Raw genomic sequence first — 24,631 nt, forward strand, 5'->3', positions numbered from 1 at the left:
GGGGGCTTTAAGATGTGGATTCTCGCCGCCGTCCCCGCGCGGGTCACATGATCTTGAAAATCCTCCCTATTCCCTCGGAGGTGTTTGGGTTACGCCCAAGTTGATCGTGCGACTGACCGGACAGGACATGGCGAATTCCGACCTTCTGAGCGTGAAGCCGATCGCTGCGACCACCAGCCTGCGCACCCTCGCATACGAGGCGCTGAAGTCGGCCATCACCAAGATGGACATCTACGGCCGGCCCGACGAGGTCCGGCTCGACGAGCGCAAACTCTCGCAGGACCTCGGGGTCAGCCGCACGCCCGTGCGGGAGGCCCTGACGGTGCTGGAGCAGGAGGGATTCGTCCGCTCCGAGGCCCGGCGCGGCATCTTCGTCGTCCGCAAGAGCAAGAGCGAGATCGTCGGCATGATCCACGCATGGGCGGCGCTGGAGAGCATGGCCGCGCGCCTCGCCTGCGACCGCGCCACCGACGCGCAGCTCGAAGATCTCCGCGCGGCCTTCCCCGAATTCTACGGCGGCCAGCCGGCCTCGCATATCGACGAGTATTCGGACGCGAACATCCGCTTCCATCAGACCATCATTCAACTCGGCCATTGCGAGGCGATCTCGGAACTGACCGGCAACCTCCTCGTCCACGTCCGCGCCATCCGCAACGCGGCCCTGCGCCAGGGCGAGCGAGCGGAGCAGTCGATCCGCGAGCATGTGGCCATCATCGCCGCGCTCCAGGCGCGCGACGCCCCCCGTGCCGAGACCCTGGTGCGCGACCACGGCCTCGGACTCGCGCGGCACGTCGACCGCTACGGCGACCATCTCGGCTGACGCCCTCCGGCGCGATCACGAATCTGTGAGCGACGGCCGTTCCTTCGCGGCTGCCCTCGCTCCTGCGTTCTGTGACTTCGGCCCGAGGGTTGAACCTTAATCCTTCTCAAGGTTAACGTATCACGAACACTTGTCCGCTATCAAAGCTCGGCGGCAGCGACCAGAATTGGGAGTCCGCGTGACCACGATCGCGGACGATTCAGCCAAAGGCCCGGCAGGCACCGGTTCCGCGGGAGCGGGCTCGGCAGCCACGTCGGCTGTGACGAGGCCCGCCACGGGGAACGCCGTGGCGAACCCCGCGAGGCTCGCGTCGGGCGGCGGGCACTTCGTCCTCCTCGTCTCGGACAGACCCACGGAGCGTCTCGCCCTCGAACGCGCGATCAACTTCGCCATCGATTGCCGCGCGGTGTCCCCCGAGGCGAAGTCCCTGCCCGGCCGCCCGCTCTTCGCCGTCCTCGATCTCACGCCGCTCGCCATGGAGCGGTGGCTGAGCCGCCTCGACGGACAGGTGCCGCCGGTGCCGCGCCTCGCCCTGGTGCGGGGGGAGCCGCATCCGCCGCGCCCGCATACGCGCTTCCTGCCGGCGGGGTTGCCCCGCAAGGAGGTGCTGTCGCAGGTCTTCGCCCTCGTGGAGAAGGCGGCGCAGACGGCCAACGGCCGCGCGCAATGCCTCCACGAGAAGGCGCAGGCGGCCAAGCTTCTCGTCGCCGAGATGTTCGACAGCGCGGCCATCGGCGGCAACCTCGATCATGCCGCCCTCGACCTCGGCACCGAGACCGTGCTCGCCGCCATCTCGGAGGTCGGCATCTCCGCGTGGCTCGCCGAGCTCTGGCGGCACGATGCGGGGGTCTACGAGCACACGTTGAGCGTGGCAGGTTATTGCGCGGCCTTCGGCGGCCGGATCGGCCTCGGCCAATCCGATCTCGCCCGCCTCGCCCGGTCGGCGCTTCTGCACGACATCGGCAAGTCCCGGATCCCGAAGGCGATCCTCGACAAGCCCGGCCGCCTCGATGCCAACGAGGAGCGCCTGATGCGCCGCCATCCGGAAATCGGCGCCAGCCTGCTGGTGGGGCAGGGGGGCTTCGACCCGGAGGTGATCGACGTGGTGCTCCACCACCACGAGCGGCTCGACGGGACGGGCTATCCCCATCGCATCAAGGCGGCGCAGATCGGCGACCTCGTGCGCATCGTCTCGATCTGCGACGTGTTCTCGGCCCTGACCGAACGCCGGTCCTACCGCACGCCGGCCAAGCCCGCCGAGGCCCTCGCGATCATGGTCGAGAGCGCCGGACATCTCGATCCGGCCCTGCTCGCGGCCTTCACCCCCGCCATGCTGGCCTGCGAGCCGCTGCCGGCGTGAGCGCCGTCCGGCGTGGCGTGGCGGCCACGCCGGGCCGGAACCGTCGCCCCCGCGGCCGCCGTGCCGCGCTTTCGCCGCAAGCGGGCCGGAGGGACCACGCGTCCGAATCGTACCCCGCGCCGCGCCCCGTGACTCCCTTCCGCCTCCTCGCCCTCGCCCTCGTCGCCCTGCCGCTCGCGGGCTGCGGCAGCCGCCTCTCGCTCACCGAGGAGCCGAAGGCCGCCTACGAGACGCGCACCACCATCCTCGACGAGGTCGCGGCGGCGGCGGCCATCTCGGCCTACCGGGTGCAGCACGGCCTGACGCCGGTGGTGGTCGATCCCGGCCTCGTGAAGGCAGCCGCGTGGCAGGCCGCCAACAACGCCCGGCACGGGCAACTCAGCCACGACGTCGGCGGCAGCTTCACCTCGCGGATGAACAACGCGGGCCTCGCCCGTTCCTACGCGGCCGAGAATCTCAGCGCCGGTTCGGAGACCTTCGATCAGGTCTTCGCCCGCTGGAAGGCCTCGCCGGAACACAACCGCAACATGCTGATTCCGCAACTGCGCCGCATCGGCATCGCCCGCGTCGATGCCCCCGCGACCCGCTACAAGCGCTTCTGGGCGCTGGTGATGGCCGGAAACTGAGCGCCGCTATTCGGTCCGGTTGTCCTCCACGCGGTTGCCGGTCCCGTTGTCGCGGTTGTCGAGGCTGCTGCCGAAGGGATAGCCGTCGTCGGCGCCGCAATGGATATCCCATCCGTTGCGGGAATTGACCACGACCGGCGCCGTGAAGAAGCCGACCCCGCGGAAGGTGTTGCCGGTCACCACGTTGTCCGAGGGCGTCTGGTGGCGCACCGTGCCGCCCTCGCCGCAGTTCCGGTAGAGCCGCACGGCGCCCTCGCCGTGAAGGTCGAAGGTGTTTCCGGCGATCGTGTTGCGCGCCGAGCCATCGACGGCGATGACCTCCCGCCCGGTGGTGATGGTGAAGGCGTTGCCGGTGATCGCGTTGTCGGCGCTCTCGGCATCGAGATAGACCGCGGTCGCCGAGGAGCGTCCGGCGATCCGCGATCCGCTCAGCGTCAGGTGGGTCACTCCCGGCCCGGCATAGACCGGGATCCGGCCGAAGGCGGTGAGCGCCACGCGATCCAGGGTGATGCGCGTGGGCGCGGCGGCCTGGGCGCGCTCCGTGTGGCCGGGGCTGTGGGACGACTCGCGCACGGCCGGGCCCTGGCCGTTCAGGCCCATGCCCCAGATCCGGACATGCCCGAGGATGGCGCATCCCCGGATCGCGACATCCGTCGGCCGGTCCCAACGGGAGCGGTCCGCCTCCGGCGGCCGGGAGCGGATCTCCACGGCGAAATCCGCAAGCCCCGTCCCGGCCTCGCCCGGCCCGATCGTTCCCCCGTCGCAGGTGATCGTCACGCCGGAGGAGGTCGCCCCTTCCAGGAGCAGGCGCGGGACGTGGTCCCCCGGCCCGAGGCGCAGGCTGCAGGCGAGTCTCACCGGCTCCCGTCCCCGCCCGGCGGCCGTGAGAATCCGGGCGCGGGTCGCGGCGTCGCAATCCTGGGCCGGGCGGACGATGGCCGGGGGAGGGGGGGTATCCATCGGGTCGGCAATCGTTCTCCGGGAGGCGGCGCCTATTCCACCGGTGCCATGTCGACGATCCGCACCTGCGCCCGTTCGGCGCCACGCCAGCGGTCGCAGGACAGCGTCCCGGCGATATGGACCTCCTGCCCGAGCGAGCCGAGGATCGCCCGGCCGAGGGGCCGCTCCGCCGCGCGGAAGCAGATGGCGCCGACGGCCTGCCCGTCGCGGCTGCGCAGCCGGGCGCGGACATGGCCGGAGCCGACGATCCCCGCATCCACGATCCGGTGGCGGGCCAGGGCGAAGACCGGCTCCGGCGAGCCCTGGCCGAAGGGGCCCGCCCGCTGGAGCAGCCGTACCGTCTCCGCCGTGGCGCCGCCCGCGCTGAGGGCGCCGTCGATGAGCAGGGCATCGACGGCGCGGGCCTGCGCCACGGAGGCGGCGAGGCTCTCGCCGAGATGCCGTCCGAACGCCGCGATGGCCGTGCCGTCGAGGGTGACGCCGGCGGCCATGGCGTGTCCACCGCCCTTGCGGGCCAGACCCGCCTCGACGCAGGCGCGCACGGCGGCGCCGAGATCGACGCCCGGCACGGAGCGGCCGGACCCCGTGGCGCTGCCGTCCGGCCGGATGGCGAAGGCGAAGGCCGGGCGGCCGAACCGCTCCTTCAGCCGCGCGGCGACGAGCCCGACGATGCCCGGGTGCCACTCGGCGTTGCCGATGACGAGGACGGGCAGCGACGGATCCTCCGTGAGAATCCGGTCCATCTCGGCTTCGGCCTCCAGCACCGCCTGCGCCTCGATGGCCTGCCGCTCGCGGTTCAGCCGGTCGAGATCGACGGCGATCCGGGCGGCCTCCGCCGGGTCGCGGGTGCCGAGAAGGCGCGCACCGAGGGCGGCGTCGCCGATCCGCCCCCCGGCATTGATGCGCGGGCCGAGGACGAAGCCGAGGTGCCATGCCTCCGGCGGCTCCGACAGCGACGAGGCGTCGAGCAGCGCCGCGAGCCCCGTGCGCCCCCGGTGCCTCATTACGGACAGGCCCTGGACCACGAAGGCGCGGTTGAGGTCGCGCAGCGGCACCACATCGGCGACGGTGGCCAGCGCCACGAGGTCGAGGGCGTCCGTCAGCTTCGGCTCCGGTCGGTCCGGCCCGAAGGTCCCGGCCCGGCGCAGGACCCGATTGAGGGCGACGAGGGTGAGGAACACGATGCCCGCTGCGCAGAGATGCCCGAGGCCGGAGATGTCGTCCTGACGGTTCGGGTTCACCACCGCGTGGACCGCCGGCAGCACCTCCGAGGCGGCGTGGTGGTCGAGGACGATGACGTCGAGCCCGTTGCCGGCCGCCCGCTCCAGGGGGCCGTGGCCGCTCGTGCCGCAATCGACGCAGACCAGCAGCGTCGCGCCGTCCGCCGCCAGCGCCGCGATGGCGCCCTCGTTCGGGCCGTAGCCCTCGGCGATCCGGTCGGGGATGTGCACCGGCACCGCCAAGCCGAAGCCGCGCAGGTACTCCGCCAGCATGGCCGCGCTCGCCGCGCCGTCCACGTCATAATCGCCGAACACCGCCACGGTCTCCCCGTCCCGGATCGCGCGGGCGAGGCGGGTGGCGGCCTTGTCCATGTCGAGGAGGCGGTCCGGGTCCGGCATCAGGTCCCGCAGGCGGGGGCTCAGGAAGGCATCCGCCTCGTCGGCCCGCACGCCGCGGCCGGTGAGCACCCGCGCGAGCAGTTCCGGCAGGGCATGGGCCTGCACCATGCGGGCGATGGCGCGGTCGGAGCCGAGGCCCTCGCAGCGCATCGCCCAGCGGCGCCCCGTAACGGAGGCCTCGACGCCGAGGAAGGAAGTGGGGGCGATCAGGGCGGATGCGGCGGACACGGAAGCCACCTTACACCGGCCGTTCGGGCAATGCTGTGGCGGCGGGGCTGCAAACGAGAAAGGGCAGGCCTGCGCCTGCCCTCGATCGGGGCGCCGCCCCGAAACCCCGCCGAAGGGCGCGACGCCCCTCGGGATACCCCGGATCAGACCGATTTGAGGATCGAGTCGACCACCTTCTTGGCGTCGCCGAACAGCATCATCGTGTTGTCGCGGAAGAACACCTCGTTCTCCACGCCCGCGTAGCCGGAGCCCATGCCGCGCTTGATGAACAGCACGGTCTTGGCCTTCTCCACGTCGAGGATCGGCATGCCGTAGATCGGCGAGGTCTTGTCGGTCTTGGCAGCCGGGTTGGTGACGTCGTTGGCGCCGATCACGAAGGCCACGTCGGCCTGAGGGAACTCGCCGTTGATGTCCTCCAGCTCGAACACCTCGTCGTAGGGCACGTTCGCCTCGGCCAGCAGCACGTTCATGTGGCCCGGCATGCGGCCCGCCACCGGATGGATGGCGTACTTCACGTCGACGCCCTCCTTCTTCAGCATGTCGGCCATCTCGCGCAGCGAGTGCTGCGCCTGGGCGACCGCCATGCCGTAGCCGGGGACGATGATCACGCGCTCGGCGTTCTTCATGATGTAGGCCGCGTCGTCGGCGGAGCCCTGCTTCACGGGGCGAGTCTCGACCTGGCCCGAGCCGCCCGCGGCTGCGGCGTCGCCACCGAAGCCGCCGAGGATCACCGAGATGAACGAGCGGTTCATCGCGTGGCACATGATGTACGACAGGATGGCGCCCGAGGAGCCGACCAGCGAGCCCGTGATGATGAGCGCGAGGTTGCCCAGGGTGAAGCCGATGCCGGCCGCCGCCCAGCCCGAGTAGGAGTTCAGCATCGACACGACCACCGGCATGTCGGCGCCGCCGATCGGGATGATGATGAGGCCGCCGAGCACCAGCGAGACAAGGACGATCAGCCAGAACAGGGCCTTCGACTCGGTGCCGATGAACAGGGCGATCAGCAGCACGAGGCCGGCGGCGAGCGCCGCGTTGATCAGGTGGCGCTGCGGCAGCATGATCGGCTTGCCGGACATCCGCCCGTCGAGCTTCGCGAAGGCGATGATCGAGCCGGTGAAGGTGATGGCGCCGATGGCGACGCCGAGCCCCATCTCGAACAGCGACTGCTTGTGGAAGTGGCCGTTCTCGATGATCCCGAAGGCCTGGGGCGCGTAGAGGGCGCCCGCCGCCACGAACACCGCCGCGAGGCCAACCAGCGAGTGGAAGGCCGCGACGAGCTGCGGCATGGCCGTCATCGGCACGCGCTTGGCGATCACCGCACCCGCGCCGCCGCCGATGCCGAGGCCGAGCAGCACGAGGATCCATGCGCCGAACCCGGCCGGCGGGTGGCCGACGAGGGTGGTCAGGATGGCGAGCCCCATGCCCACCATGCCGTACATGTTGCCCTGGCGGGAGGTCGTCGGGTGCGAGAGCCCCCGCAGCGCCATGATGAACAGGACGCCGGCGACGATGTAGAGGAGAGAGGAGACGTTCTCGGACACGAGCTCAGCCCTTCTTCTTGTACATGCCGAGCATGCGCTGCGTGACGAGGAAGCCGCCGAAGATGTTCACGCTGGCGAGCACGATGCCGATGAAGCCGAAGAAGCGGGCGACGCCGGTCCCCTTCTCGATCAGGGGCACGCCGACCGCGAGGAGCGCGCCGACGATGATGACCGAGGAGATGGCGTTGGTGACCGACATCAGCGGCGTGTGCAGCGCCGGGGTCACCGACCACACGACGTAATAGCCGACGAAGATCGCCAGCACGAAGATCGCGAGCCGGAACACGGTGGGATCGACGGCGCCGCCCGTGGCGGCGGCCACGCCGTGGCCCATGCCGTCCGCGATCACCTGCGCCTGGTCGGCGGCGTTACGGGCGACGGCGGCGGCGGCGCGGGCCGCATCGGCCAGCACCCGGGCCTGATCGGCGGCCTGGTCGGGAGGAACGACGACAACGTTTGCCATGACAGTTCTCCTCTCGACGGATCAGGCGGCGCCGGTGGCCGGGGACTTGCCCGGCTCGGCCTTCGCGAGACCGACGGCGCCGGCCTCGGAGGCGGCCCCCTCGGTCTTCGGCTGGAAGGATGCGTGGACGACGGACCCGTCCCGGGTCAGGTTCGTGGCCTTCACGAGCTCGTCGTCCCACTTGATCGCCAGAGCCTTCGACTCCTTGTCGACCAGGGTTTCGATGAAGGCGTAGAGGTTGCGGGCGTAGAGGCTCGACGCCGTGGCCGCGAGGCGGCCCGCGACGTTGAGGTGGCCCACGATCTTCGCGCCGTTCGGCGTGGTCACGATCTCGCCCGGCTTGGCCCCGGCCACGTTGCCGCCGCGCTCCACCGCGAGGTCCACCAGCACCGAGCCGGGCTTCATCGAGGCGACCATCTCCTCGGAGACGAGCTTCGGCGCCGGGCGGCCCGGGATCAGGGCCGTGGTGATGACGATATCCTGCTTGGCGATGTGGCCCTTCACCAGCTCCGCCTGCTTCTTCTGGTACTCCGCCGACATCTCCTTGGCGTAGCCGCCGGAGGTCTCGGCCTGCTTGAACTCCTCGTCCTCGACGGCGACGAACTTGGCGCCGAGCGATTCGACCTGCTCCTTCGTCGCCGGGCGCACGTCCGTGGCGGTGACGACGGCGCCGAGGCGGCGGGCTGTGGCGATGGCCTGGAGACCGGCGACGCCGACGCCCATCACGAAGACGCGGGCGGCGGGCACCGTCCCGGCGGCGGTCATCATCATCGGCATGGCCCGGCCGTACTCGGCGGCACCGTCCACCACGGCGCGGTAGCCCGCGAGGTTGGCCTGGGAGGAGAGCACGTCCATCACCTGGGCACGGGTGATGCGGGGCATCAGCTCCATGGCGAAGGCGTCGATGCCGGCATCGGCCAGACCCTTCAGGGCCTGCTCGTTGCCGTAGGGGTCCATGATGGCGACGACGGTGGCGCCGCGCTTGAAGATGGACAGCTCCTCGGCGGCCGGGCGGCGCACCTTCAACACGAGGTCGGCCTCGCGGGCCGCCTCCTCGGCGCTTCCGGCGACGGTGGCGCCCGCAGCCTCGAACTCACCGTCCGGGATGCCGGCCTTCGTCCCGGCGCCGGACTGGACCACCACGTCCGCCCCGAGGGCTTTGAACTTCTTCACCGTCTCCGGCACCGCCGCGACCCGCGGTTCCGCGGAGTCCCTTTCGGACAGCACAGCGATGCGCATGCGACGTACCTCAGCGATAGCGAACGATGTCTCGAATGGGCCAAGCGACGGCGCGTTTCGAGGGACGGTTCTCAATTGGTCTAGGGATTTGGAGGCAAATGTAACGCGCCGGCATCGCTGCCGGCGCGGGCCTCCGCCGAGCCGACCGGCCCTGGCGCCATTCGCGTGAGCGCGGGCTCAGGCGAAGAAGAGATAGGCCGCGAGCAGCAGGCCGACCACCAGGGGCGCGCGCCAGCCCACGGCCGGGGCGAGCGCCCCGACGGCACCGGCCGCGCCCGAGGCGACTACGCCGACGATCGCGAGCAGCCACGCCTCGCGGATGCCACCGATGGCCAGGGCGAGGACCCAACAGATCACGACGCCAGTGGCGATTTCTACGAAACGGACGAATCCACGATAGGTCTGTTCGTGGGTGGCCCCGTCCATTGCCGGGCTGTAGGCGTGCCCAGGCACGGTCTGACTATCCGCCATCTTCGACTGATCCCTCGGGCACAACTCTTTTTTCGTTGCTAGCTTATCTAGCCCACGGGCTCAATCGTCGCAATCGGCCGGATGGCCTTGTGGGACGGCATCCCGCACGGCTTTCTTCGACCAAAGTAGGGATTGTGGGCTCCAACGGCGATTCGCGCGGTCGTCGAGGCCTGAACCGCAGGGGTGGCCGCCGATCGCGCGCCGCAGTCCGGGAGTTCGACCGGATCGGTGGACGGCGCAGAGGATTTGGACGGACGGATCGGCCGGCAGCGAGTCCGGCCTGTCCCTCAGGCCGCGTCCTCGGTTTTGTCGTCGCCTTCGATGCCAAGGTCCTTCAGCTTGCGGTAAAGGGTCGAGCGGCCGATGCCGAGGCGGCGCGACACCTCGGACATCCGCCCGCGGTAGAATTGCAGGGCGAAACGGATGATGTCGGCTTCGAGGTCGTCCATGGTCTTGATCTCGCCGGTCTCCTCCGTGACCAGCGACAGGGCGTGCGGATCGCGGACCTCCACGCGGACGATCTCGCGCACCGGCTCCGGCATGGCGGAGGGCAGGGCGGCCTGGGTCGGCGCCGGGGGAATGCGGATGTCGAAGCCCTCGACCTGGGCGGCGATCTGCGGGAACTCGGCGACGGTCAACTCGTCGCCGTCGGCCAGCACCACGGCCCGGAACAGGGCATTCTCCAATTGGCGCACGTTGCCCGGCCAGGGGTAGCGGGTCAGCAGCGCCATGGCCTCCTGGCTGATGGCGCGGACGCGCTTGCCCTCCTCGGCGGCGAAGCGCGCGCAGAAGGAGCGGGCGAGGTCGGCGACGTCTTCCCGCCGGGCCCGCAGGGGCGGCAGGGTCATCGGGAAGACGTTGAGGCGGTAATAGAGGTCCTCGCGGAAGCGGCCTTGCTTCACGAGGTCGAGGAGCGACCGGTTGGTCGCCGAGATCAGCCGGATGTCCACCCGCACGGAGCGCTTGGCCCCTACGGGATCGACCTCGCCCTCCTGCAGGGCGCGGAGCAGCTTCACCTGCGCGTCGAGGGGCAACTCGCCGATCTCGTCGAGGAACAGGGTGCCGCCGGAGGCTTCCACGAACTTGCCGGCGTGTTTCTCGGTGGCGCCGGTGAAGGCGCCCTTCTCATGGCCGAACAGGGTCGATTCGACGAGGTTCTCCGGGATCGCCCCGCAATTGACCGTGACGAAGGCCTTGCCGCGGCGGTCGCCGGATCCCTGGATCGCCCGGGCCAGCACCTCTTTGCCGACCCCCGATTCGCCCTCGATGAGCACGGGAATCGTGGACTTCGCCGCCCGCTCTGCGAGGCGGATGACGCGCTCCATGTCGGGGCTGCGCGAGGCGAGGTCCTTGAAGGAGAGCGCGCCGGAGGCCCGGCGCCGCATCCGGCGGACCTCCTCTTCCAGATGGTCGACGCGCAGCGCGTTCTTGATCGAGACCTGGAGCCGCTCGGCCCCGGCGGGCTTCACCACGAAATCCACCGCCCCGGCGCGCATGGCGTTGACCACGGCGTCGATGGAGCCGTTCGAGGTCTGCACGATGACGGGGGTGTCGAGGCCGCTGCGGCGCATCTCCGCCAGCACGCCCAGCCCGTCGAGCCCCGGCATCACCATGTCGAGGAGCACCACGTCGGCGCCCTCGGTGCGCAGCAAGGCAAGTCCGTCGTTGCCGTTCTCGGCGACCCGCGCCTCGAAGCCGAAGCGGCGGACCGCGGCCTCGGTCAGCCGACGCTGAACGGGATCATCGTCGACGATCAGGACCACAGTCGACATGCACGCATCCTTGGGGCCGCGCCGGCCCGCGTCGCCGGGAGGCGCGCCACCGATTCGGCCGTTGTTTCGTTTCTGGATGCAGGCTGGCCCATAGTCGTAAAGTCGCGCTTAACGACGTTTTTCCTCCGCCGGGCGGGTCGGACGGGAGCCTCCGCCCCGATCCTCCGTTGAACGGAGGCGGCGTTCGCTCGATATCTGCGTGGGCGAAGCGCGCGGACGCGAGTCCGCCCGGACGTTTCCCGAGGACGACGTTTCCCGAGGACATGGAAGACCGATGACAGTGAGCCCCGCCGCCGCCTGGATGCCTGCCGTGCCGGCCGAAGGAGCCGACGCCGCCCGCGCGGCCGCGAAGGCCGCCGACCTCGGCCAAGTCCTCGGCCCCCTGCCCGAATGGGACCTGTCCGACCTCTATGCCGGCCTCGACGATCCCAAATTCTCCACGGACCTGACCCGGGCCGAGGAGGAATGCCGGCAATTCAGCGAATCCTATGCGGGCAAGGTCGCTGCCATCGCCGCCGGGCCGGACGCCCCGTCGCGGCTCGCCGAGGCCGTCGCGGCCTATGAGCGGATCGAGGATCTGCTCGGCAAGCTGATGTCCTTCGCCGGCCTCGTCTATTCCGGCGACACCACGGACGAGACCCGCGCCAAGTTCTACGGCGACACGCGGGAGCGGCTCACCAACGCGTCGGGCGACCTGCTCTTCTTCGCCCTCGAACTGAACCGCGTGGACGACGCGGTGATGGACCGGGCGATGGCCGAGGCGCCGCTGTCACGCTACGCGCCCTGGATCGACGATTTGCGCCGGGAGAAGCCCTACCAGCTGGAAGACCGCATCGAGAAGCTGTTCCTCGACAAGTCGGTCACGGCCAACGCCGCCTGGGACCGGCTGTTCGACGAGACCATCGCCAGCCTGCGCTTCACCGTGGCCGGCGAGAACCTGTCCCTGGAGCCGACCCTCAACAAGCTGCAGGACCCGGACGGCACCGTCCGCAAGGAGGCGGCGGGCGCGATCAGCGAGGTGCTGCGGGCGAACCTCCGGGTCTTCACCCTCATCACCAACACGCTGGCCAAGGACAAGGAGATCGCGGACCGCTGGCGCGGGTTCAAGGACGTGGCCGATGCCCGCCACCTCGCGAACCGGGTCGAGCCGGAGGTGGTGGCGGCCCTGGTCGATGCCGTGCAGGCGGCCTACCCGCGCCTCTCGCACCGCTACTACAAGCTGAAGGCCAAGTGGTTCGGCCGGGACGCGCTGCCTTACTGGGACCGGAACGCCCCCCTTCCCAAGGTCGAGCAGCGGACGATCCCCTGGGTCGAGGCCCGGGACACGGTGCTCACCGCCTACGAGGCGTTCTCCCCCGACATGGCGGGCATCGCCCGGCGATTCTTCGACCGCAACTGGATCGATGCGCCGACCCGCCCCGGCAAGGCGCCCGGCGCCTTCGCCCACCCGACGGTGCCCTCCGCGCATCCCTACGTCCTGGTGAATTACCAGGGCAAGCCGCGGGACGTGATGACGCTCGCCCACGAACTCGGCCACGGCGTCCATCAGGTGCTGGCCGGGCCGAACGGCGCCCTGATGGCGCCGACGCCCCTGACCCTCGCCGAGACCGCCAGCGTGTTCGGCGAGATGCTGACCTTCCGCAAGCTGCTGGCCGCGACCCAGAACACCGTCCAGCGCCGGGCGATGCTCGCGGCGAAGGTCGAGGACATGATCAACACGGTGGTCCGGCAGATCGCCTTCTACCTGTTCGAGCGGAAGGTCCACCTCGCCCGCGCCAAGGGCGAATTGACCACCGAGCAGATCAATTCGCTCTGGCTATCCGTGCAGGCGGAGTCCCTCGGCCCGGCGATCACGCTGGATTCGGGCTACGAGCCCTTCTGGGCCTACATCCCGCACTTCATCCACTCGCCGTTCTACGTCTACGCCTACGCCTTCGGCGATTGCCTGGTGAACTCCCTCTACGGCGTCTACCAGAACGCGGAGGACGGCTTCGCGGAGCGCTACATGGCGCTCCTGGCGGCGGGCGGCTCCAAGCCCTACGGCGAGTTGCTGGCGCCCTTCGGCCTCGATGCCCGCGATCCCGGCTTCTGGGATGTCGGCCTCGGCATGATCGAGGGCATGATCGCCGAACTGGAGGCGATGGAGGAGCGGTGAGAGAAGGGCTGAGCCCTTATCCTCACCCCCTCGACGTCGTCGCGAGCGTAGCGAAGCGATCCGGGCACACGCCATCGTTCCGAGGCGTCGCGGGGCCCCGGATCGCTTGATGTCCGTTCGCAACGGCGGCGGAGACCGGCGAGATCAGCCCTGCCGGCCGCCGAAGGCCGAGAGGAGCCGCCCGTGCTGGGCCGCGACGGGGCTGTCCACCGGGCGCGGCGTCGGCCGGTCCTCGGCGATGAGCGTGTCCAGGTGCAGGATGCGGGCGTGCAGGCGCCGGGTCTTCAGGATAAGTTGCTGCAGGCGCATCGGCAGGAGCGTGAAGGCCTCGGCCTTCGGCGGCTCGGTGACGCCGAGGCGGACCCGGTGCTTCTCCTCCACGGCCTGGGCCGGGGTCATCTCGCCTTCGGCCACTGCCCGCTGGACGAGGAGCCACGAGGCGATCTGCATGAGGAGCGTCGTCAGCCGCATGCTCTCGGCGGCGTAGCTCAGCGTGGCATCCCGGGAAACGAGGCGGGATTCGTCCCGCCCGTCGCCGTCGAGATAGGCGGCCGTCTCCTCCACGAGGGCCATGCCCTCGCGGAACAGCGTGCGGAAGGCGTCGGAGTGAACGTAGCTCTGGCCGAACTCGACCCAGTCGCGCCTGTCCCGAAACGTGACGTCGTAGCCGTTCATCCTGCCTCCTCTGCCGCGAAGCGGTCCCGTCCTGTCCCGGGCTTGCAACCAAACCGGGATTCGCTCGGCGGCGGGGCAATCCTAGCGCCGAACGGGCAGGGGCGAAGCGTTGACCTTCCGTTAACCTTAAAGCGGGGGCGCGTTGATTCAATTTGTAGGCATCAACGCTTGCACCGGTTTCCTTCTGGCACCCCGAACCGGCCTGTGGATGATCGCGCCCCGGCCCGAGGGCGCGTTCGACTGTGGCCGGCGGGCCTCGCCCGGATTCCGCCCTCACGCCGCGTGCGCCGCCGCACGGCGATGCCACATTCCGGCCCATTCGCGGTCCCATTCGAGAGGGAGTCTTAAGCACGACTCGGCACGGTGCGGGCGAAACACCTTCGGTCCGCCCGGACCTTTCGATTACCGGACCAGAGCCAGCGACCCATGCGCACCAAGGCACCTTCGCGGCACGCCGCACCCCGCCTTTCCGCCCTCACCGCGTCCGTCGGCCTCGCCCTCGGCACGCTGACGGCCGTCTCGGCCCTCGCGGCCCCGGCCCGCGACCAAGCCGGCTACGCCCAGGCCGAGTGGGCGCAGGACTACGCCGCCCCGGCGGCGATGCAGGTGCAGCGCGAGACCGTGCCGATCCTCTCGCCGCAGACCATCTCCGCCACGGAGCAGATGGTCGAGAAGTACCGCGAGATCGTCTCCCGCGGCGGTTGGCGGCCGGTGACCGGCGCCGAGCGCCTGCGCATCGGCTCGAAGGGGCCGGCGGTGGCCGCCGTGCGCCAGCGCCTGATTGTGACGGGCGACCTCGACCCGTCGGCCACCAACACCGGCGTGTACGATTCCTACGTCGCGGCGGGCGTGAAGCGCTTCCAGGCCCGGCACGGCCTGAGCCAGACCGGCTCCATGAGCCCTGCCACCGAGCAGGCCATGAACGTGCCCGCCGAGATCCGGCTGCGCCAGCTCGAGACCAACGTGCTGCGCCTGCGCTCCTATTCCGGCGACCTCGGCCGCCGCTTCGTCATCACCAACATCCCGGCCGCCCTGGTCGAGACGGTGGAGGACGGCCGCATCGTGACGCTGCACGCCGCCGGCGTCGGCAAGATCGACCGCCAGTCGCCGATCATGAACACCAAGGCGACGCAGATCAATTTCAACCCGACCTGGACGGTCCCGGCTTCCATCGTGAAGAAGGACCTGATCCCGAAGATGCAGAAGGATCCGAACTACCTCACCGACAACAAGATCCGCATCCTCGCCAACGGCCAGGAGATCTCGCCGCGGTCGGTGAACTGGAACTCGGACGAGGGCACCCGCTACACCTACCGGCAGGATTCGGGCGCCGACTTCAACTCGATGGGCATCGTGCGCATCAACATCCCGAACCCCTACGGCGTGTTCATGCACGACACGAACACCAAGGGCGTGTTCGGCGACGACTTCCGCTTCATCTCCTCGGGCTGCGTGCGCGTGCAGAACGTGCGCGAGTACATCACGTGGCTGCTGAAGGACACGCCCGGCTGGGGCCGCGAGCAGGTCGAGCAGGCGATCGAGAGCGGCAAGCGCGTCGATGCCACCCTTTCGCAGCCGGTGCCGGTCTACTGGACCTACATCACCGCCTGGGCGACCCCGGACGGCTTGGTCCAGTTCCGCGACGACATCTACAAGCGTGACGGCGTGAACGTGCCCTCGACGATCAGCGCGCCGACCCCGGTGGCCAGCGCCGAATCGACGATGCCGCAGAACTTCGAGCCCGGCGACGAAGACAACAACTAGCGCCTTTACGAGCGCCTCGGCCGACCGGACCGAGCCACCCCCGTCGATGCATCCCGGGTCGTCTTTGCGAGCATAGCGAAGCGATTCGGGGACGCGCAGAGTTCGGAGGCGTCTCGCTGCCCTGGATTGCCTCGCCGTCGCCCGCAAGGACGGCGCGGAGTGAGCCCGGGGGACCGCCGAGACGGGGCGATCCAAGCCGAACAGACCCCGCCCCGAGCGGCTCTTCCGCCGGCCCTTTCGAGGCCCGCGCCCCTTCCCGGGACGCGGGCCTTTTTCGTACCGTGACGCCTGTCATGTGCCGGTCGCGGAAATCTGCTCCGTCGGCGGGGCTGAACACGGAGCCGCCCATGAAGCCGCTGACCCGCCGGGAGACCCTTGCCGGAGCCGCCGCACTCGCCCTCGCGGCGGGTCCGGCCGGCGCCGCCGCCGACGACGGCGCGGCGACGGGGACGGTCTACGGCGTCGAGGGCGGGGCGCGGGCGCCCCTGCCGAACGTCCTCGTCACCAACGGGCGCGAGGTCGCCCGCACGGATGGGCAGGGCCGCTACCGGCTGCCGCTCTCCGGCGACGGCATCGTCTCGGTGATCAAGCCCTCCGGCTACGCGCTGCCCTGCAACGCCGACAACGTCGTCCAGCACAGCGTGGTCCATCAGCCGGGAGGAACGCCCAAAGACCTGCGGATGCGCTACCGCGGCCTCGATCCCACGGGGCCGCTGCCCGCCTCCATCGACTTCACCCTGACCAAGGTCGAGGAGCCGGAGGATTTCGATGTCCTGCTCTTCACCGATCCGCAGCCGGAGAGCCGCCTCGAACTGAATCACGTCCGCGACACCGCCGTGGCGCGGGCCATGACGATTCCCGCCGCCTTCGGCATCACCACGGGGGACGTGCTCTTCGACGACCTGTCCCTCTACGGACGCTCGAATGCGATCGTCGGACGGATCGGCGTTCCCTGGTACAACCTGCCCGGCAATCACGACCTCAACTTCCAGGCGCCGGACGCCCGTCACAGCCGCGAGACCTGGAAGCGCGTCTTCGGCGCGCCCTCCTACGCGTTCCAGCACGGCCGGGCGCTGTTCGTCATGCTCGACAACGTGGTCTGGCTCGGCCCGGCGGTGGACGTGGTGGGGGGCAAGTACGAGGGCCGCATCGGCGAGACCAACCTCGCCTTCCTGCGCAACCTCCTGGCGCAGGTGCCCGCCGACACGCTGCTGGTGCTCGGGACCCACATCCCGCTGCACACCGACACGGCGCCGAACGAGCCGTTCAACAACACCATCGACCGGGCCGCCCTGCTGGAGGTGGTCGAGGGCCGCAAGGTTCTGGCGATCTGCGGGCACACGCACACGACCGAGCACCATTACCTCGCGGAGAGGCTGCACCACCATGTGCTCACCGCCGTCTCGGGCTCATGGTGGAGCGGGCCGGACACGCGAACCGGTATCCCGTCCGCCGACAGCCGAGATGGGACGCCCAACGGTTTCCACGTCCTCTCGGTGCGCGGGACGGACTACACCACCCGCTTCGTCCCGGCCCAGGGCGAGCCGGATGCGGTGATGCGCATCGCCTTCGAGAGCCAACTGCGCGGGGGGATGCCGGAGGTGCTGCGCACGATGCGCCCGATGGAGGCCCTGCGCCCGCCGGTGAGCCAGGATGCCCTCGCCGCGACGACCCTGGTGGTGAACGTCTTCGACGGCGGCCCGAAGACCCGGCTCGCCTACCGCCTCGGCTCCGGCGCTCCCGTGCCGATGGAGCGCACGCGGCGTCTCGATCCCTTCGTGGTCGAACTCTTCGCCCGCTATCCCGAGACGAAGAAGGGTTGGGTCCAGGCCACACCCTCGACGCACATCTGGACGGCCCGCCTGCCGGACGACCTGCCGCCCGGCGCCCACCGCGTCACGGTGGAGGGGACGGACGAGTATGGGCGCCCGATCCGCTCGGCGGCGGTGCTGGAGGTGACGCGCAGCGTGTGAGGACCTGCCGGCAGGCACCACGACCACCACAGCGTGTGACGAAGGGGCGTGGCCCGGCGACGGACCGGGCCACGCGGGAGACGCGTCAGGCCGCCAACTGGCGCTGCCCGTGGTTGCCCTCACCTATCTCCTCGATGATCTTCCTGCAGAAGGCGTCGAGGTCGTCCGGGTTGCGGCTGGTGATGATGCCCTGGTCGGTCACGACCTCCTTGTCGTGCCACTGGCCGCCGGCATTGATCACGTCGGTCTTGATCGAGGAGAACGACGTCATGTCCCGGCCCTTGGCGGCGCCGGTCTCGATCAGCAGCCACGGCGCATGGCAGATCGCGGCGACGACCTTGCCCGAGGTGAGGAATGAACGGATCACCTCCAGCGCCTTCGGCTCCAGCCGCAGCTTGTCCGGGTTGATCTGGCCGCCCGGCAGGACGAGGGCGTCGTAGGCATCGGGATCGACGGTTTCGAGGTCGGTATCGACCGTTACGTCCTTCCCCCAATCGGTCTTGTCCCAGCCGCGGATCGAGCCCTGGCTCTGGCGGGATTTCGGCGAGGCGACGGTGACGGTCGCACCCGCCTCGGCGAGCTTGGCCTGCGGGACGGTAAGTTCGCTCTCCTCGAAGCCGTCGGTGGCGAGGATGAGGATCTTGGCCTGCGTGATGTCGGTCATGGCGGGTGTCCGTTGTCGGAGGATTCGCGGCGCAAACCTGCCGGAGCCTCACCCGTTCCCGGTCCCGTTGCCTCACCCGCGTCCCCGGAACCGACCGTTGCCGCACCCGTTGGGCGGTATTCGGTCCACGACAGGAGGGCAGTCATGGCCAATCCCGGAATTCCCGAGCCGCCGCCCGGCGATCTGCCGCCGCCGCCGCCCGTGCCGGACGATGATCCCGATATCGGGCCGACCGGTCCGCGCACGCCTTACCCCGTGAACGATCCCGGTGTCGGCGAACCCGGCGGGCCGGGCTCCGAGCCGGACGTCTTCCCCGGCACGCCCACCGATCCCGGCACGCGGATGTGACGCGCGACGGGTTCGGGGCTTCGCCCGGACCCGTCAGCCCGGCTTGGTCGCCTCAGTGACCGCCGTGCGAGGCGCGCACGTCACGCGGCGCATTCAGGATCTCGTTCAGGCTCGTGGCGACGTGGCGGGCCTCCTCGTCCGAGAGGCGCAGCTGGAAGGGCGGGAGGGCGCCCGCTTGCAGGGCGATCACCGGCTGGCCCTGTCCGTCGGTCCCGACCTCGATGGCGGAGGACGTGACCTCGAGCATGGCGATGTCCTCGCCCATGGCCTCCGCAGTCTCCTGCTCGTCCGCCTCTTCCGGATCGTCGATCGCCGTCAGCAACTGCCCGACGGCACGCATCAGCGCGCGGGCGGCGCGGGCGTCCATCACCACGGCCGTGGCCTGGTCGTCCTTCTGAAACGAGAGCTGGATGTTCGCACCTTCCAGCGAGACCGAAATGCCTGCCATATACCGCCCGGAACCCACCTAAGCCCTGCCGCACCATGCGAGACACGGCGCCGGGCCGGTCTCATGACGCGGATGGCGTCGCCGCGTTAAGCGGCTGTCCGCCCTTCTCTATATGCACCGGTCCCCTGGCGAATCCCAGGGGTGCGGGAGGCCGCGCGACAACCGGGGATGGATTGGTTGGAACGATATGCCTTGTTGCCGCCGCAGGAGAAGCCTATCTAGGGACCTGGGGGGCACACTTTCGAGACCGACGCTCACGCGACAGGTTCTGTGTCTCGCGCCCCGCCGCTCGGCCTAGCCAGAAAGACCGTCGTGCAGAGTGCAGACTATGTTCTGCACGCGCGACCTATGGACGAACGAGGTACACTACGTGAATACCGGCACTGTGAAGTGGTTCAACGAGACCAAGGGTTACGGCTTCATTCAGCCTGACGATGGCGGCAAGGACATCTTCGTCCACATTTCTGCCGTCGAGCGCGCTGGCATGCGCAACTTGGTCGAGGGCCAGAAGATCTCCTACGAGGTCATCCAGGACAAGCGCAGCGGTAAGGATTCCGCCGCCAACCTCCAGGCCGCCTGAGTTTAGGTGACGCCGCGCGGGCCGCCGCCAACGGCCCGTCACGACAGCCGTCCCGGACGAGTCCGTCGCCCGGGGCAGCAAATTGGACGAATAACGAGAAACGACGCCGAGCGCGCGAGACGCGCCGGTCCAGATAAGAACTGATTAAACACATGCATTTCGAATTCACGCGGCGGCGTTCCAACCGCTCGCCGGTTACCGACGCGCCGACCTTCCGCGTCGGGCGTCTGGCGTCCGCCGGTCACACCGACCGGGACATGAGCCATCTCATCGACCGTTCCTACAACTACCATTCCCCGCGCGAGCTGCACTGGCATCTCGCGGATCGCCTCGGCGTCGCGCCGAGCACCGTGTCGGTGAGGGAGAGCCGGCTGGCCTGAGCGCCGCCGGATTTCTCGACGACGACGCGCCCGGCCGAAAGGTCACGGGCGCATCCCGCCGGCCCTGGGCCGGCTTTTTCACATGAAGACCGGACTGTCGGGGCGCTCAGCCGCCCCAGGCGGTCAGCACCGCCTCGCGCAGGCCGCGGGGCAGGGCGACCAGCTCGCCATGCACCGGCTCCGCCCGGTTGTAGACGGCGGGCTCGCCGCCCAGGCTGCACACCTCGCCGCCTGCCTCCCGCAGGACGAGATCGGCGGCGGCGAGATCCCAGTCCCGCGCATTCGGCGACACCATCCCCACATCCACCGACCCTTCCGCCACGCGCGCCAAGCGCAGGGCGAGGGAGGGGATGCGCTCGATCCGCGTGAAATCGGGATCGGGACCCGCACCCTTGGTCAGCCGGTCGAGCATCGGCTTGGGACCGGTGATGCGGGCGCTGCGCAGGGCGGGCTTGGCATCAACGGCCATGGCGGTGCCGTCCTTAAAGGCGCCCTGACCGCGGATCGCCTCGTAGGCGACGCCGAGGGCGGGAGCGTGGACGAACCCGATCAGCGGCTCGCCCCCAGCCAGCAACGCCACGGCGATCGACCAATCGTGGTGCCCCGAGAGGAAGGCGCGCGTCCCGTCGATGGGATCGACGATCCAGACGAGATCGCGGCCGATCCGGGCGGGGTCGTCCGCCGTCTCCTCCGACAGCCATGCCGCCTTGGGCACGAGTTCGCTGAGGCGGATCTTGAGGAAGGTGTCGACAGCGACGTCCGCCTCCGTCACCGGGGAGCCCCCGGACTTGTTCCAGACCCGCGCCGAGGTCTGGCCGCCGGGCCGGAAATACGGCAGCGCGATGCTCGCCGCCTCGCGCATCACCTCGCGAAGCTCCGGCATGAGGTGCGCCACGCTCGCGTCGGTGAGGGTCATGTGGGCATCGCGATCTGTCGTCTGACACGTTCGGGCGACACGGCTCCGAAACGCCTCGGAGCGAGGCCGGATCAGGCAGATCGCGCTCTGCGGAAGGGCGGGAGAAGGCTCCCTCCCTCCGTTCTAAGCCGTAGGGTCCGGGGCCACAAGCCGACGCCGGTGCCGCATGATGAATCGATATTGACGAGCTATCGCAATAATACGTTGAGCATTCAAGAAAGCGTTGAGCATCTCACGAGTGATGGCCGCATCCAGAATCGCTTAACGACGGTCTTTAAGGCGTACAGTGAGGTGGCCGTGCGATTTTGCTGCGCATAACGGACGATCCGACAGAGATCGCCACTTGCAGGGACCGCCTTCCGGCGACGAGGCTCGACAGATGGACACGCGCACCGACCTCCATGCCCAGGACCTGCCGATGCCCGGTTTCGCCGCGTCGGCCCTCCCGGTCTGCGGCCGCCTCGCCGGGGCGTCGCCCATCGCGGGCGTGGCCCTGTGCTTCGCGGACGACGCGGCCGACCTCGTCGATGAGGACCGCTTCCTGCTCCTCCTCGTCGATCCGGCGGGGGCGACCCTGCAGAGCCTCGGCCCCTTCGCGGAGGAGGACGTGGTGGCGGTCTGGCGCGACCTCTCGATCAAGGCGGGGCTGACCCGCATGATCGTCCGGGAGGACGGCTCCGTGACGCCGGTTTCCCAGCAGATCGGCCGTCTGATGCTCGGCCGCACGCGGTTCCGCCGCCGCCATGCCGGCCTCGGCAGCCGCCGTCCCCGCTTCCTCACCCGCCGCAAGACCGGCCGCCTGCCGCCGCGCCCGCAGATCTTCCGGGGTGAGGCCGAGATCATCGCCCGCTCGTAGGCCCAGCCCCCGTCAGAGCAGACCCTTCACCAGCGCGTCGGCCGTGAGGCCCGCGAACAGGATCAGACCCGCATCGCGATTCGAGCGGAAGAGCCTGAGGGCCCCGGCCCCGTCCCGCTCCCGCAGGCTGCGCACCTGCCAGCCGAGATGCCCCGCGAAGGCGGCCACCCCGCACGCTCCCACCACGCCCGCCCCGGCCCGCCACGCGGCGAGGGCGACGAGGAGCGCGGCCAGGGCGTAGCAGATCCCCACCGCTGCCTTGAGCTGGCGGCCGAACAGGCGGGCGGAGGAGCGGATCCCGGCGATCTCGTCGTCCTCGATGTCCTGCACGGCGTAGATCGTGTCGTAGCCGATCACCCAGAAAACCGTGCCCGCGTAGAGCAGCAGGGGCACGGCATCGAGCCGCGCGAAGATCGCGGCCCAGCCCATCAGCGCGCCCCACGAGAAGGCGAGCCCCAGCACGAACTGCGGCATCGACATGATGCGCTTCATGAAGGGGTAGACCGCCACTGGCGCCAGCGAGAACAGGCCGACGATGATCGCCGCCTCGTTGAACTGCACGAGCACCGCGAGGCCGACCAGGGCCTGCGCGATCAGGAAGAGGACGGCGTGCCGGACGCGGATCTGGCCCGAGGGGAGCGGGCGCAGGCGGGTCCGCTCGACCTGGGCGTCGAGGTCCCGGTCGGCGATGTCGTTGTAGGTCGAGCCGGCGCCGCGCATCGCCACCGCGCCGACAAGGAACAGCAGGCAGTGGACCGGATCGGGCAGGGTGCGGTCCGCCGCGATGGCCGCCAGCGCCGCCGACCACCAGCAGGGCAGGAGAAGGAGCCACCAGCCGATCGGCCGGTCGATCCGCGCGAGGCGCAGGTAGGGCCGCCAGCCCTGCGGGGCGAGGCGGTCCACCCAATGCCCAGCCACCGCGTCGGCGGGGCGCCTGTCGGGAAAGGGTGCTCCGTTGGCGGGAGGCTGCGCGCTCAGAGCGCGCCCTGGGGCAGCTTGAAGGAGCCGCTCAGGCCGGGGCCGCCGAGGAGGCCGCCGCCGCCGCCGTTCTGCGCCTGGGCGCGGGCCTGCGCCTCCATCTTCGTGGCTTGGGCCGCGACCTTGCAGATCTGGGTGCGGATGCCCTGAACGCGCTCGTGGTCGGCCTTGAAGCCTTCGCTGAACGAATCGGGGATCGAGCACCACTCGCGGTTCGCGCTGATCCACTTCAGCCCCTCGGAGCCGTTGACGACCAGCTTGCCGAACAGCGAGCACGCCTCCTGCGGCGTCATCTTCTGCTTGGAGGTCGAGGCGGCGTTGGCGCGGCCGACCAGGGCCTTCCGCTCCGCGAGCGTCTTCTGGATGCTCTGGCAATCCGCGGTGGCGACCGGGGGCGCGGCCGGAGCGGGCGCCGGAGCCGGGGTCGCCGACGGCGCCGCCGGGGTCATGGCGGGCGCCTGCATCATCGATTGGGCCGAAACCGGTCCCGCGATCAGGAAGCCGGCCGCCAGCGACGCCGCTCCCAGCACGATGCTCCTGTAAGTCATCCCTCGTCTCCTCGACGCACCCTGCCGCCCCGCACCGGTCGGTTCGAGATCCATCGCACCGCCTTCGCCATAGGATTGTGGCGTCAATCGAGCGAGAGCGCGCCTCAACGATGGGACGGTGGGGACGAGGCGAAAAACTTAACTTTGTCGCGCCCGCGCAACACCGGCCGGAGGGGCGGGGATCCGCGTTGACACCCGGCCGCCCGCGCGCGACCACGGCGCCATGCCGGCCTACGACTTCAAAGCGCCCCGCCTCTTCGTGGAGGCCGACCTCGCACCCGGCCTTGTCCTTCCCCTCGACCGGGCGCAGGCCAACTACCTGATCAACGTCCTCCGGCGGGGAGAGGAGGATCCCGTCCTCGTCTTCAACGGGCGGCACGGCGAGTGGCGCACGCGGCTCGTGGCCAAGGGCCGGAAGGACGGCGAGCTTCACTGCGTGGACCAAGCCCGTCCGCAGACCGGCCTCCCCGACCTGCACTACCTCTTCGCACCGCTGAAGAGCGCCCGGCTCGACTATCTCGCCCAGAAGGCGGTGGAGATGGGCGCCGGGCTGATCCGGCCGGTCCTCACGCGCTACACGCAGGGCGACCGGGTGAACCTGGACCGCCTCCGCGCCAACACGATCGAGGCCGCCGAGCAGTGCGGCATCCTCGCGATCCCCGGCCTCGCCCCGCCCGCGCGTCTGCCCGACGCCCTCGCGGCCCTGGAGCCGGAGCGCCTACTGGTGTTCTGCGACGAGGATGCGCCCATCGCCGATCCGGTCTGCGCCCTGCGGGGGGCGGCGGACCCCGCCGCGCCACCGCCGCTCGCCGTGCTCGTCGGGCCGGAAGGCGGGTTCTCGGAGGAGGAGCGGGAAACGATCCGGGCGCGGCCCAACACCGTCGCCCTGTCCCTCGGCCCCCGGATTCTCCGGGCGGACACGGCGGCGGTGGCCGTGCTGGCCCTGGTGCAGGCGGTGGTGGGGGATTGCCGCTGACTATGAATCCGTGTGCGCGGGCGCACATTGCTGGTTGACGGGGTGTCAGGCAGGGTTTCCCGCGCAAAGCTTCGCCGCAGCGGGACATCGCCCCGCGTTGTCCCCCGCGGGCCGCTCGATTATGTGCGATGCTGGATGCGGCCCGGGCCTCTCGTGAAGCCCGGGCCGCATCCCGTCCGAACCCCGGTTTCCGGGTCGCGGTGGAAACGGGTGGAGGGCCGGACGACCCGGCCCGCCGCCCTCCGAACGGATCAGGATTCCTGGGCAG

24 protein-coding genes are annotated in these 24,631 nt (G+C 70.1%); 11 read left to right on the forward strand and 13 right to left on the reverse strand.

What is annotated here, in order from left to right; genetic code table 11:
• The first annotated feature begins 127 nt into the window (after positions 1-127).
• The 3 genes from MFF06_RS13920 to MFF06_RS13930 all read left to right on the forward strand — a co-directional run bounded on the left by MFF06_RS13920 (position 128) and on the right by MFF06_RS13930 (position 2,806).
• Positions 128-820, forward strand: a complete 693-nt coding sequence (locus MFF06_RS13920) for a GntR family transcriptional regulator (RefSeq protein ID WP_238204807.1) — start codon at positions 128-130, stop codon at positions 818-820.
• A 286-nt stretch (positions 821-1,106) separates the two neighbouring features.
• Positions 1,107-2,180 carry an HD-GYP domain-containing protein gene (locus MFF06_RS13925; protein WP_238204809.1) on the forward strand — a complete coding sequence of 358 codons (1,074 nt, stop codon included), beginning with the start codon at positions 1,107-1,109 and terminating at the stop codon, positions 2,178-2,180.
• A 128-nt stretch (positions 2,181-2,308) separates the two neighbouring features.
• Positions 2,309-2,806, forward strand: coding sequence for a CAP domain-containing protein (locus tag MFF06_RS13930; protein WP_238204811.1), 498 nt, complete (start codon positions 2,309-2,311; stop codon positions 2,804-2,806).
• A 6-nt stretch (positions 2,807-2,812) separates the two neighbouring features.
• On the opposite strand, the gene MFF06_RS13935 is transcribed toward MFF06_RS13930, so the two are convergent.
• From MFF06_RS13935 to MFF06_RS13965, 7 genes are all read right to left on the reverse strand, one after another.
• Positions 2,813-3,766, reverse strand: coding sequence for a right-handed parallel beta-helix repeat-containing protein (locus MFF06_RS13935; RefSeq protein WP_238204813.1), 954 nt, complete (start codon positions 3,764-3,766; stop codon positions 2,813-2,815).
• A gap of 32 nt (positions 3,767-3,798) precedes the next feature.
• Positions 3,799-5,535, reverse strand: a complete 1,737-nt coding sequence (gene recJ / locus MFF06_RS13940; protein WP_238205117.1) for a single-stranded-DNA-specific exonuclease RecJ — start codon at positions 5,533-5,535, stop codon at positions 3,799-3,801.
• 221 nt (positions 5,536-5,756) lie between these two features.
• Positions 5,757-7,157, reverse strand: coding sequence for an NAD(P)(+) transhydrogenase (Re/Si-specific) subunit beta (locus MFF06_RS13945; RefSeq protein ID WP_238204815.1), 1,401 nt, complete (start codon positions 7,155-7,157; stop codon positions 5,757-5,759).
• Positions 7,158-7,161: 4 nt separating this feature from the next.
• Complete coding sequence (locus MFF06_RS13950; RefSeq protein WP_238204817.1) at positions 7,162-7,620, reverse strand: proton-translocating transhydrogenase family protein; 459 nt, start codon at positions 7,618-7,620, stop codon at positions 7,162-7,164.
• A 21-nt stretch (positions 7,621-7,641) separates the two neighbouring features.
• Entirely contained in the window at positions 7,642-8,859 is a 1,218-nt protein-coding gene (locus MFF06_RS13955) for a Re/Si-specific NAD(P)(+) transhydrogenase subunit alpha (RefSeq protein ID WP_238204819.1), read from the reverse strand.
• Positions 8,860-9,036: 177 nt separating this feature from the next.
• Entirely contained in the window at positions 9,037-9,330 is a 294-nt protein-coding gene (locus tag MFF06_RS13960) for an aa3-type cytochrome c oxidase subunit IV (protein WP_238204821.1), read from the reverse strand.
• Between the two features lie 287 nt (positions 9,331-9,617).
• Complete coding sequence (locus MFF06_RS13965; protein WP_238204823.1) at positions 9,618-11,102, reverse strand: sigma-54-dependent transcriptional regulator; 1,485 nt, start codon at positions 11,100-11,102, stop codon at positions 9,618-9,620.
• A 274-nt stretch (positions 11,103-11,376) separates the two neighbouring features.
• Here MFF06_RS13965 and MFF06_RS13970 point away from each other — a divergent pair, with 274 nt between their 5' ends.
• Complete coding sequence (locus MFF06_RS13970; RefSeq protein WP_238204825.1) at positions 11,377-13,257, forward strand: M3 family oligoendopeptidase; 1,881 nt, start codon at positions 11,377-11,379, stop codon at positions 13,255-13,257.
• Positions 13,258-13,401: 144 nt separating this feature from the next.
• On the opposite strand, the gene rcdA is transcribed toward MFF06_RS13970, so the two are convergent.
• Positions 13,402-13,932, reverse strand: coding sequence for a protease adaptor protein RcdA (gene rcdA, locus MFF06_RS13975; RefSeq protein WP_238204827.1), 531 nt, complete (start codon positions 13,930-13,932; stop codon positions 13,402-13,404).
• Positions 13,933-14,358: 426 nt separating this feature from the next.
• Between rcdA and MFF06_RS13980 the strand changes: the two genes are divergently transcribed.
• Together MFF06_RS13980 and MFF06_RS13985 are read left to right on the forward strand one after the other, a co-directional pair.
• The gene (locus MFF06_RS13980) at positions 14,359-15,696 is read left to right on the forward strand and encodes a L,D-transpeptidase family protein (RefSeq protein ID WP_238204829.1); all 1,338 of its coding nucleotides are present in this window, start codon (positions 14,359-14,361) and stop codon (positions 15,694-15,696) included.
• Between the two features lie 347 nt (positions 15,697-16,043).
• A complete protein-coding gene (locus MFF06_RS13985) occupies positions 16,044-17,669 on the forward strand; it encodes a calcineurin-like phosphoesterase C-terminal domain-containing protein (RefSeq protein WP_238204831.1) in 1,626 nt (541 codons plus the stop codon).
• 85 nt (positions 17,670-17,754) lie between these two features.
• On the opposite strand, the gene MFF06_RS13990 is transcribed toward MFF06_RS13985, so the two are convergent.
• Positions 17,755-18,333 (reverse strand): type 1 glutamine amidotransferase domain-containing protein, encoded by a 579-nt coding sequence (locus MFF06_RS13990; RefSeq protein ID WP_238204833.1) that lies wholly within the window; start codon positions 18,331-18,333, stop codon positions 17,755-17,757.
• 144 nt (positions 18,334-18,477) lie between these two features.
• Between MFF06_RS13990 and MFF06_RS13995 the strand changes: the two genes are divergently transcribed.
• Entirely contained in the window at positions 18,478-18,681 is a 204-nt protein-coding gene (locus MFF06_RS13995; RefSeq protein WP_238204835.1) for a hypothetical protein, read from the forward strand.
• A gap of 52 nt (positions 18,682-18,733) precedes the next feature.
• Here MFF06_RS13995 and MFF06_RS14000 read toward each other — a convergent pair whose 3' ends face one another.
• On the reverse strand, positions 18,734-19,129 hold the full coding sequence (locus MFF06_RS14000) for a hypothetical protein (RefSeq protein WP_238204837.1): 396 nt from the start codon (positions 19,127-19,129) through the stop codon (positions 18,734-18,736).
• A 370-nt stretch (positions 19,130-19,499) separates the two neighbouring features.
• Between MFF06_RS14000 and MFF06_RS14005 the strand changes: the two genes are divergently transcribed.
• Entirely contained in the window at positions 19,500-19,709 is a 210-nt protein-coding gene (locus tag MFF06_RS14005) for a cold-shock protein (protein ID WP_238204838.1), read from the forward strand.
• A gap of 152 nt (positions 19,710-19,861) precedes the next feature.
• On the forward strand, positions 19,862-20,089 hold the full coding sequence (locus tag MFF06_RS14010) for an AsnC family transcriptional regulator (RefSeq protein ID WP_238204841.1): 228 nt from the start codon (positions 19,862-19,864) through the stop codon (positions 20,087-20,089).
• A gap of 106 nt (positions 20,090-20,195) precedes the next feature.
• Here MFF06_RS14010 and MFF06_RS14015 read toward each other — a convergent pair whose 3' ends face one another.
• Positions 20,196-21,005, reverse strand: coding sequence for a 3'(2'),5'-bisphosphate nucleotidase CysQ (locus MFF06_RS14015; RefSeq protein WP_238204842.1), 810 nt, complete (start codon positions 21,003-21,005; stop codon positions 20,196-20,198).
• Between the two features lie 379 nt (positions 21,006-21,384).
• On the opposite strand from MFF06_RS14015, the gene MFF06_RS14020 reads away from it, so the two are divergent.
• A complete protein-coding gene (locus MFF06_RS14020) occupies positions 21,385-21,861 on the forward strand; it encodes a DUF6101 family protein (RefSeq protein WP_238204844.1) in 477 nt (158 codons plus the stop codon).
• Positions 21,862-21,873: 12 nt separating this feature from the next.
• On the opposite strand, the gene ubiA is transcribed toward MFF06_RS14020, so the two are convergent.
• Both ubiA and MFF06_RS14030 read right to left on the reverse strand, forming a co-directional pair.
• Positions 21,874-22,779, reverse strand: a complete 906-nt coding sequence (gene ubiA / locus MFF06_RS14025; protein ID WP_238204847.1) for a 4-hydroxybenzoate octaprenyltransferase — start codon at positions 22,777-22,779, stop codon at positions 21,874-21,876.
• A 56-nt stretch (positions 22,780-22,835) separates the two neighbouring features.
• The gene (locus MFF06_RS14030; protein ID WP_238204849.1) at positions 22,836-23,387 is read right to left on the reverse strand and encodes a hypothetical protein; all 552 of its coding nucleotides are present in this window, start codon (positions 23,385-23,387) and stop codon (positions 22,836-22,838) included.
• Between the two features lie 223 nt (positions 23,388-23,610).
• On the opposite strand from MFF06_RS14030, the gene MFF06_RS14035 reads away from it, so the two are divergent.
• The gene (locus MFF06_RS14035) at positions 23,611-24,363 is read left to right on the forward strand and encodes a 16S rRNA (uracil(1498)-N(3))-methyltransferase (protein WP_238204851.1); all 753 of its coding nucleotides are present in this window, start codon (positions 23,611-23,613) and stop codon (positions 24,361-24,363) included.
• The last annotated feature ends 268 nt before the right edge of the window (positions 24,364-24,631 follow it).

The sequence above is a fragment of the Methylobacterium aerolatum genome (assembly GCF_022179085.1).
In the GTDB taxonomy this organism is placed as follows: domain Bacteria; phylum Pseudomonadota; class Alphaproteobacteria; order Rhizobiales; family Beijerinckiaceae; genus Methylobacterium; species Methylobacterium aerolatum.

Coding starts and splice junctions, on each gene's coding strand:
- MFF06_RS13985 (WP_238204831.1), top strand. CDS start 16,044: ATGAAGCCGCTGACCCGCCGGGAGACCCTTGCCGGAGCCGCCGCACTC.
- MFF06_RS14000 (WP_238204837.1), bottom strand. CDS start 19,129: ATGGCAGGCATTTCGGTCTCGCTGGAAGGTGCGAACATCCAGCTCTCG.
- MFF06_RS13970 (WP_238204825.1), top strand. CDS start 11,377: ATGACAGTGAGCCCCGCCGCCGCCTGGATGCCTGCCGTGCCGGCCGAA.
- recJ (WP_238205117.1), bottom strand. CDS start 5,535: ATGCGCTGCGAGGGCCTCGGCTCCGACCGCGCCATCGCCCGCATGGTG.
- MFF06_RS13995 (WP_238204835.1), top strand. CDS start 18,478: ATGGCCAATCCCGGAATTCCCGAGCCGCCGCCCGGCGATCTGCCGCCG.
- MFF06_RS13950 (WP_238204817.1), bottom strand. CDS start 7,620: ATGGCAAACGTTGTCGTCGTTCCTCCCGACCAGGCCGCCGATCAGGCC.
- MFF06_RS14030 (WP_238204849.1), bottom strand. CDS start 23,387: ATGACTTACAGGAGCATCGTGCTGGGAGCGGCGTCGCTGGCGGCCGGC.
- rcdA (WP_238204827.1), bottom strand. CDS start 13,932: ATGAACGGCTACGACGTCACGTTTCGGGACAGGCGCGACTGGGTCGAG.
- MFF06_RS14035 (WP_238204851.1), top strand. CDS start 23,611: ATGCCGGCCTACGACTTCAAAGCGCCCCGCCTCTTCGTGGAGGCCGAC.
- MFF06_RS14020 (WP_238204844.1), top strand. CDS start 21,385: ATGGACACGCGCACCGACCTCCATGCCCAGGACCTGCCGATGCCCGGT.
- MFF06_RS13920 (WP_238204807.1), top strand. CDS start 128: ATGGCGAATTCCGACCTTCTGAGCGTGAAGCCGATCGCTGCGACCACC.
- MFF06_RS13980 (WP_238204829.1), top strand. CDS start 14,359: ATGCGCACCAAGGCACCTTCGCGGCACGCCGCACCCCGCCTTTCCGCC.
- MFF06_RS13990 (WP_238204833.1), bottom strand. CDS start 18,333: ATGACCGACATCACGCAGGCCAAGATCCTCATCCTCGCCACCGACGGC.
- MFF06_RS13965 (WP_238204823.1), bottom strand. CDS start 11,102: ATGTCGACTGTGGTCCTGATCGTCGACGATGATCCCGTTCAGCGTCGG.
- MFF06_RS14010 (WP_238204841.1), top strand. CDS start 19,862: ATGCATTTCGAATTCACGCGGCGGCGTTCCAACCGCTCGCCGGTTACC.
- MFF06_RS13955 (WP_238204819.1), bottom strand. CDS start 8,859: ATGCGCATCGCTGTGCTGTCCGAAAGGGACTCCGCGGAACCGCGGGTC.
- MFF06_RS13960 (WP_238204821.1), bottom strand. CDS start 9,330: ATGGCGGATAGTCAGACCGTGCCTGGGCACGCCTACAGCCCGGCAATG.
- MFF06_RS13935 (WP_238204813.1), bottom strand. CDS start 3,766: ATGGATACCCCCCCTCCCCCGGCCATCGTCCGCCCGGCCCAGGATTGC.
- MFF06_RS14015 (WP_238204842.1), bottom strand. CDS start 21,005: ATGACCCTCACCGACGCGAGCGTGGCGCACCTCATGCCGGAGCTTCGC.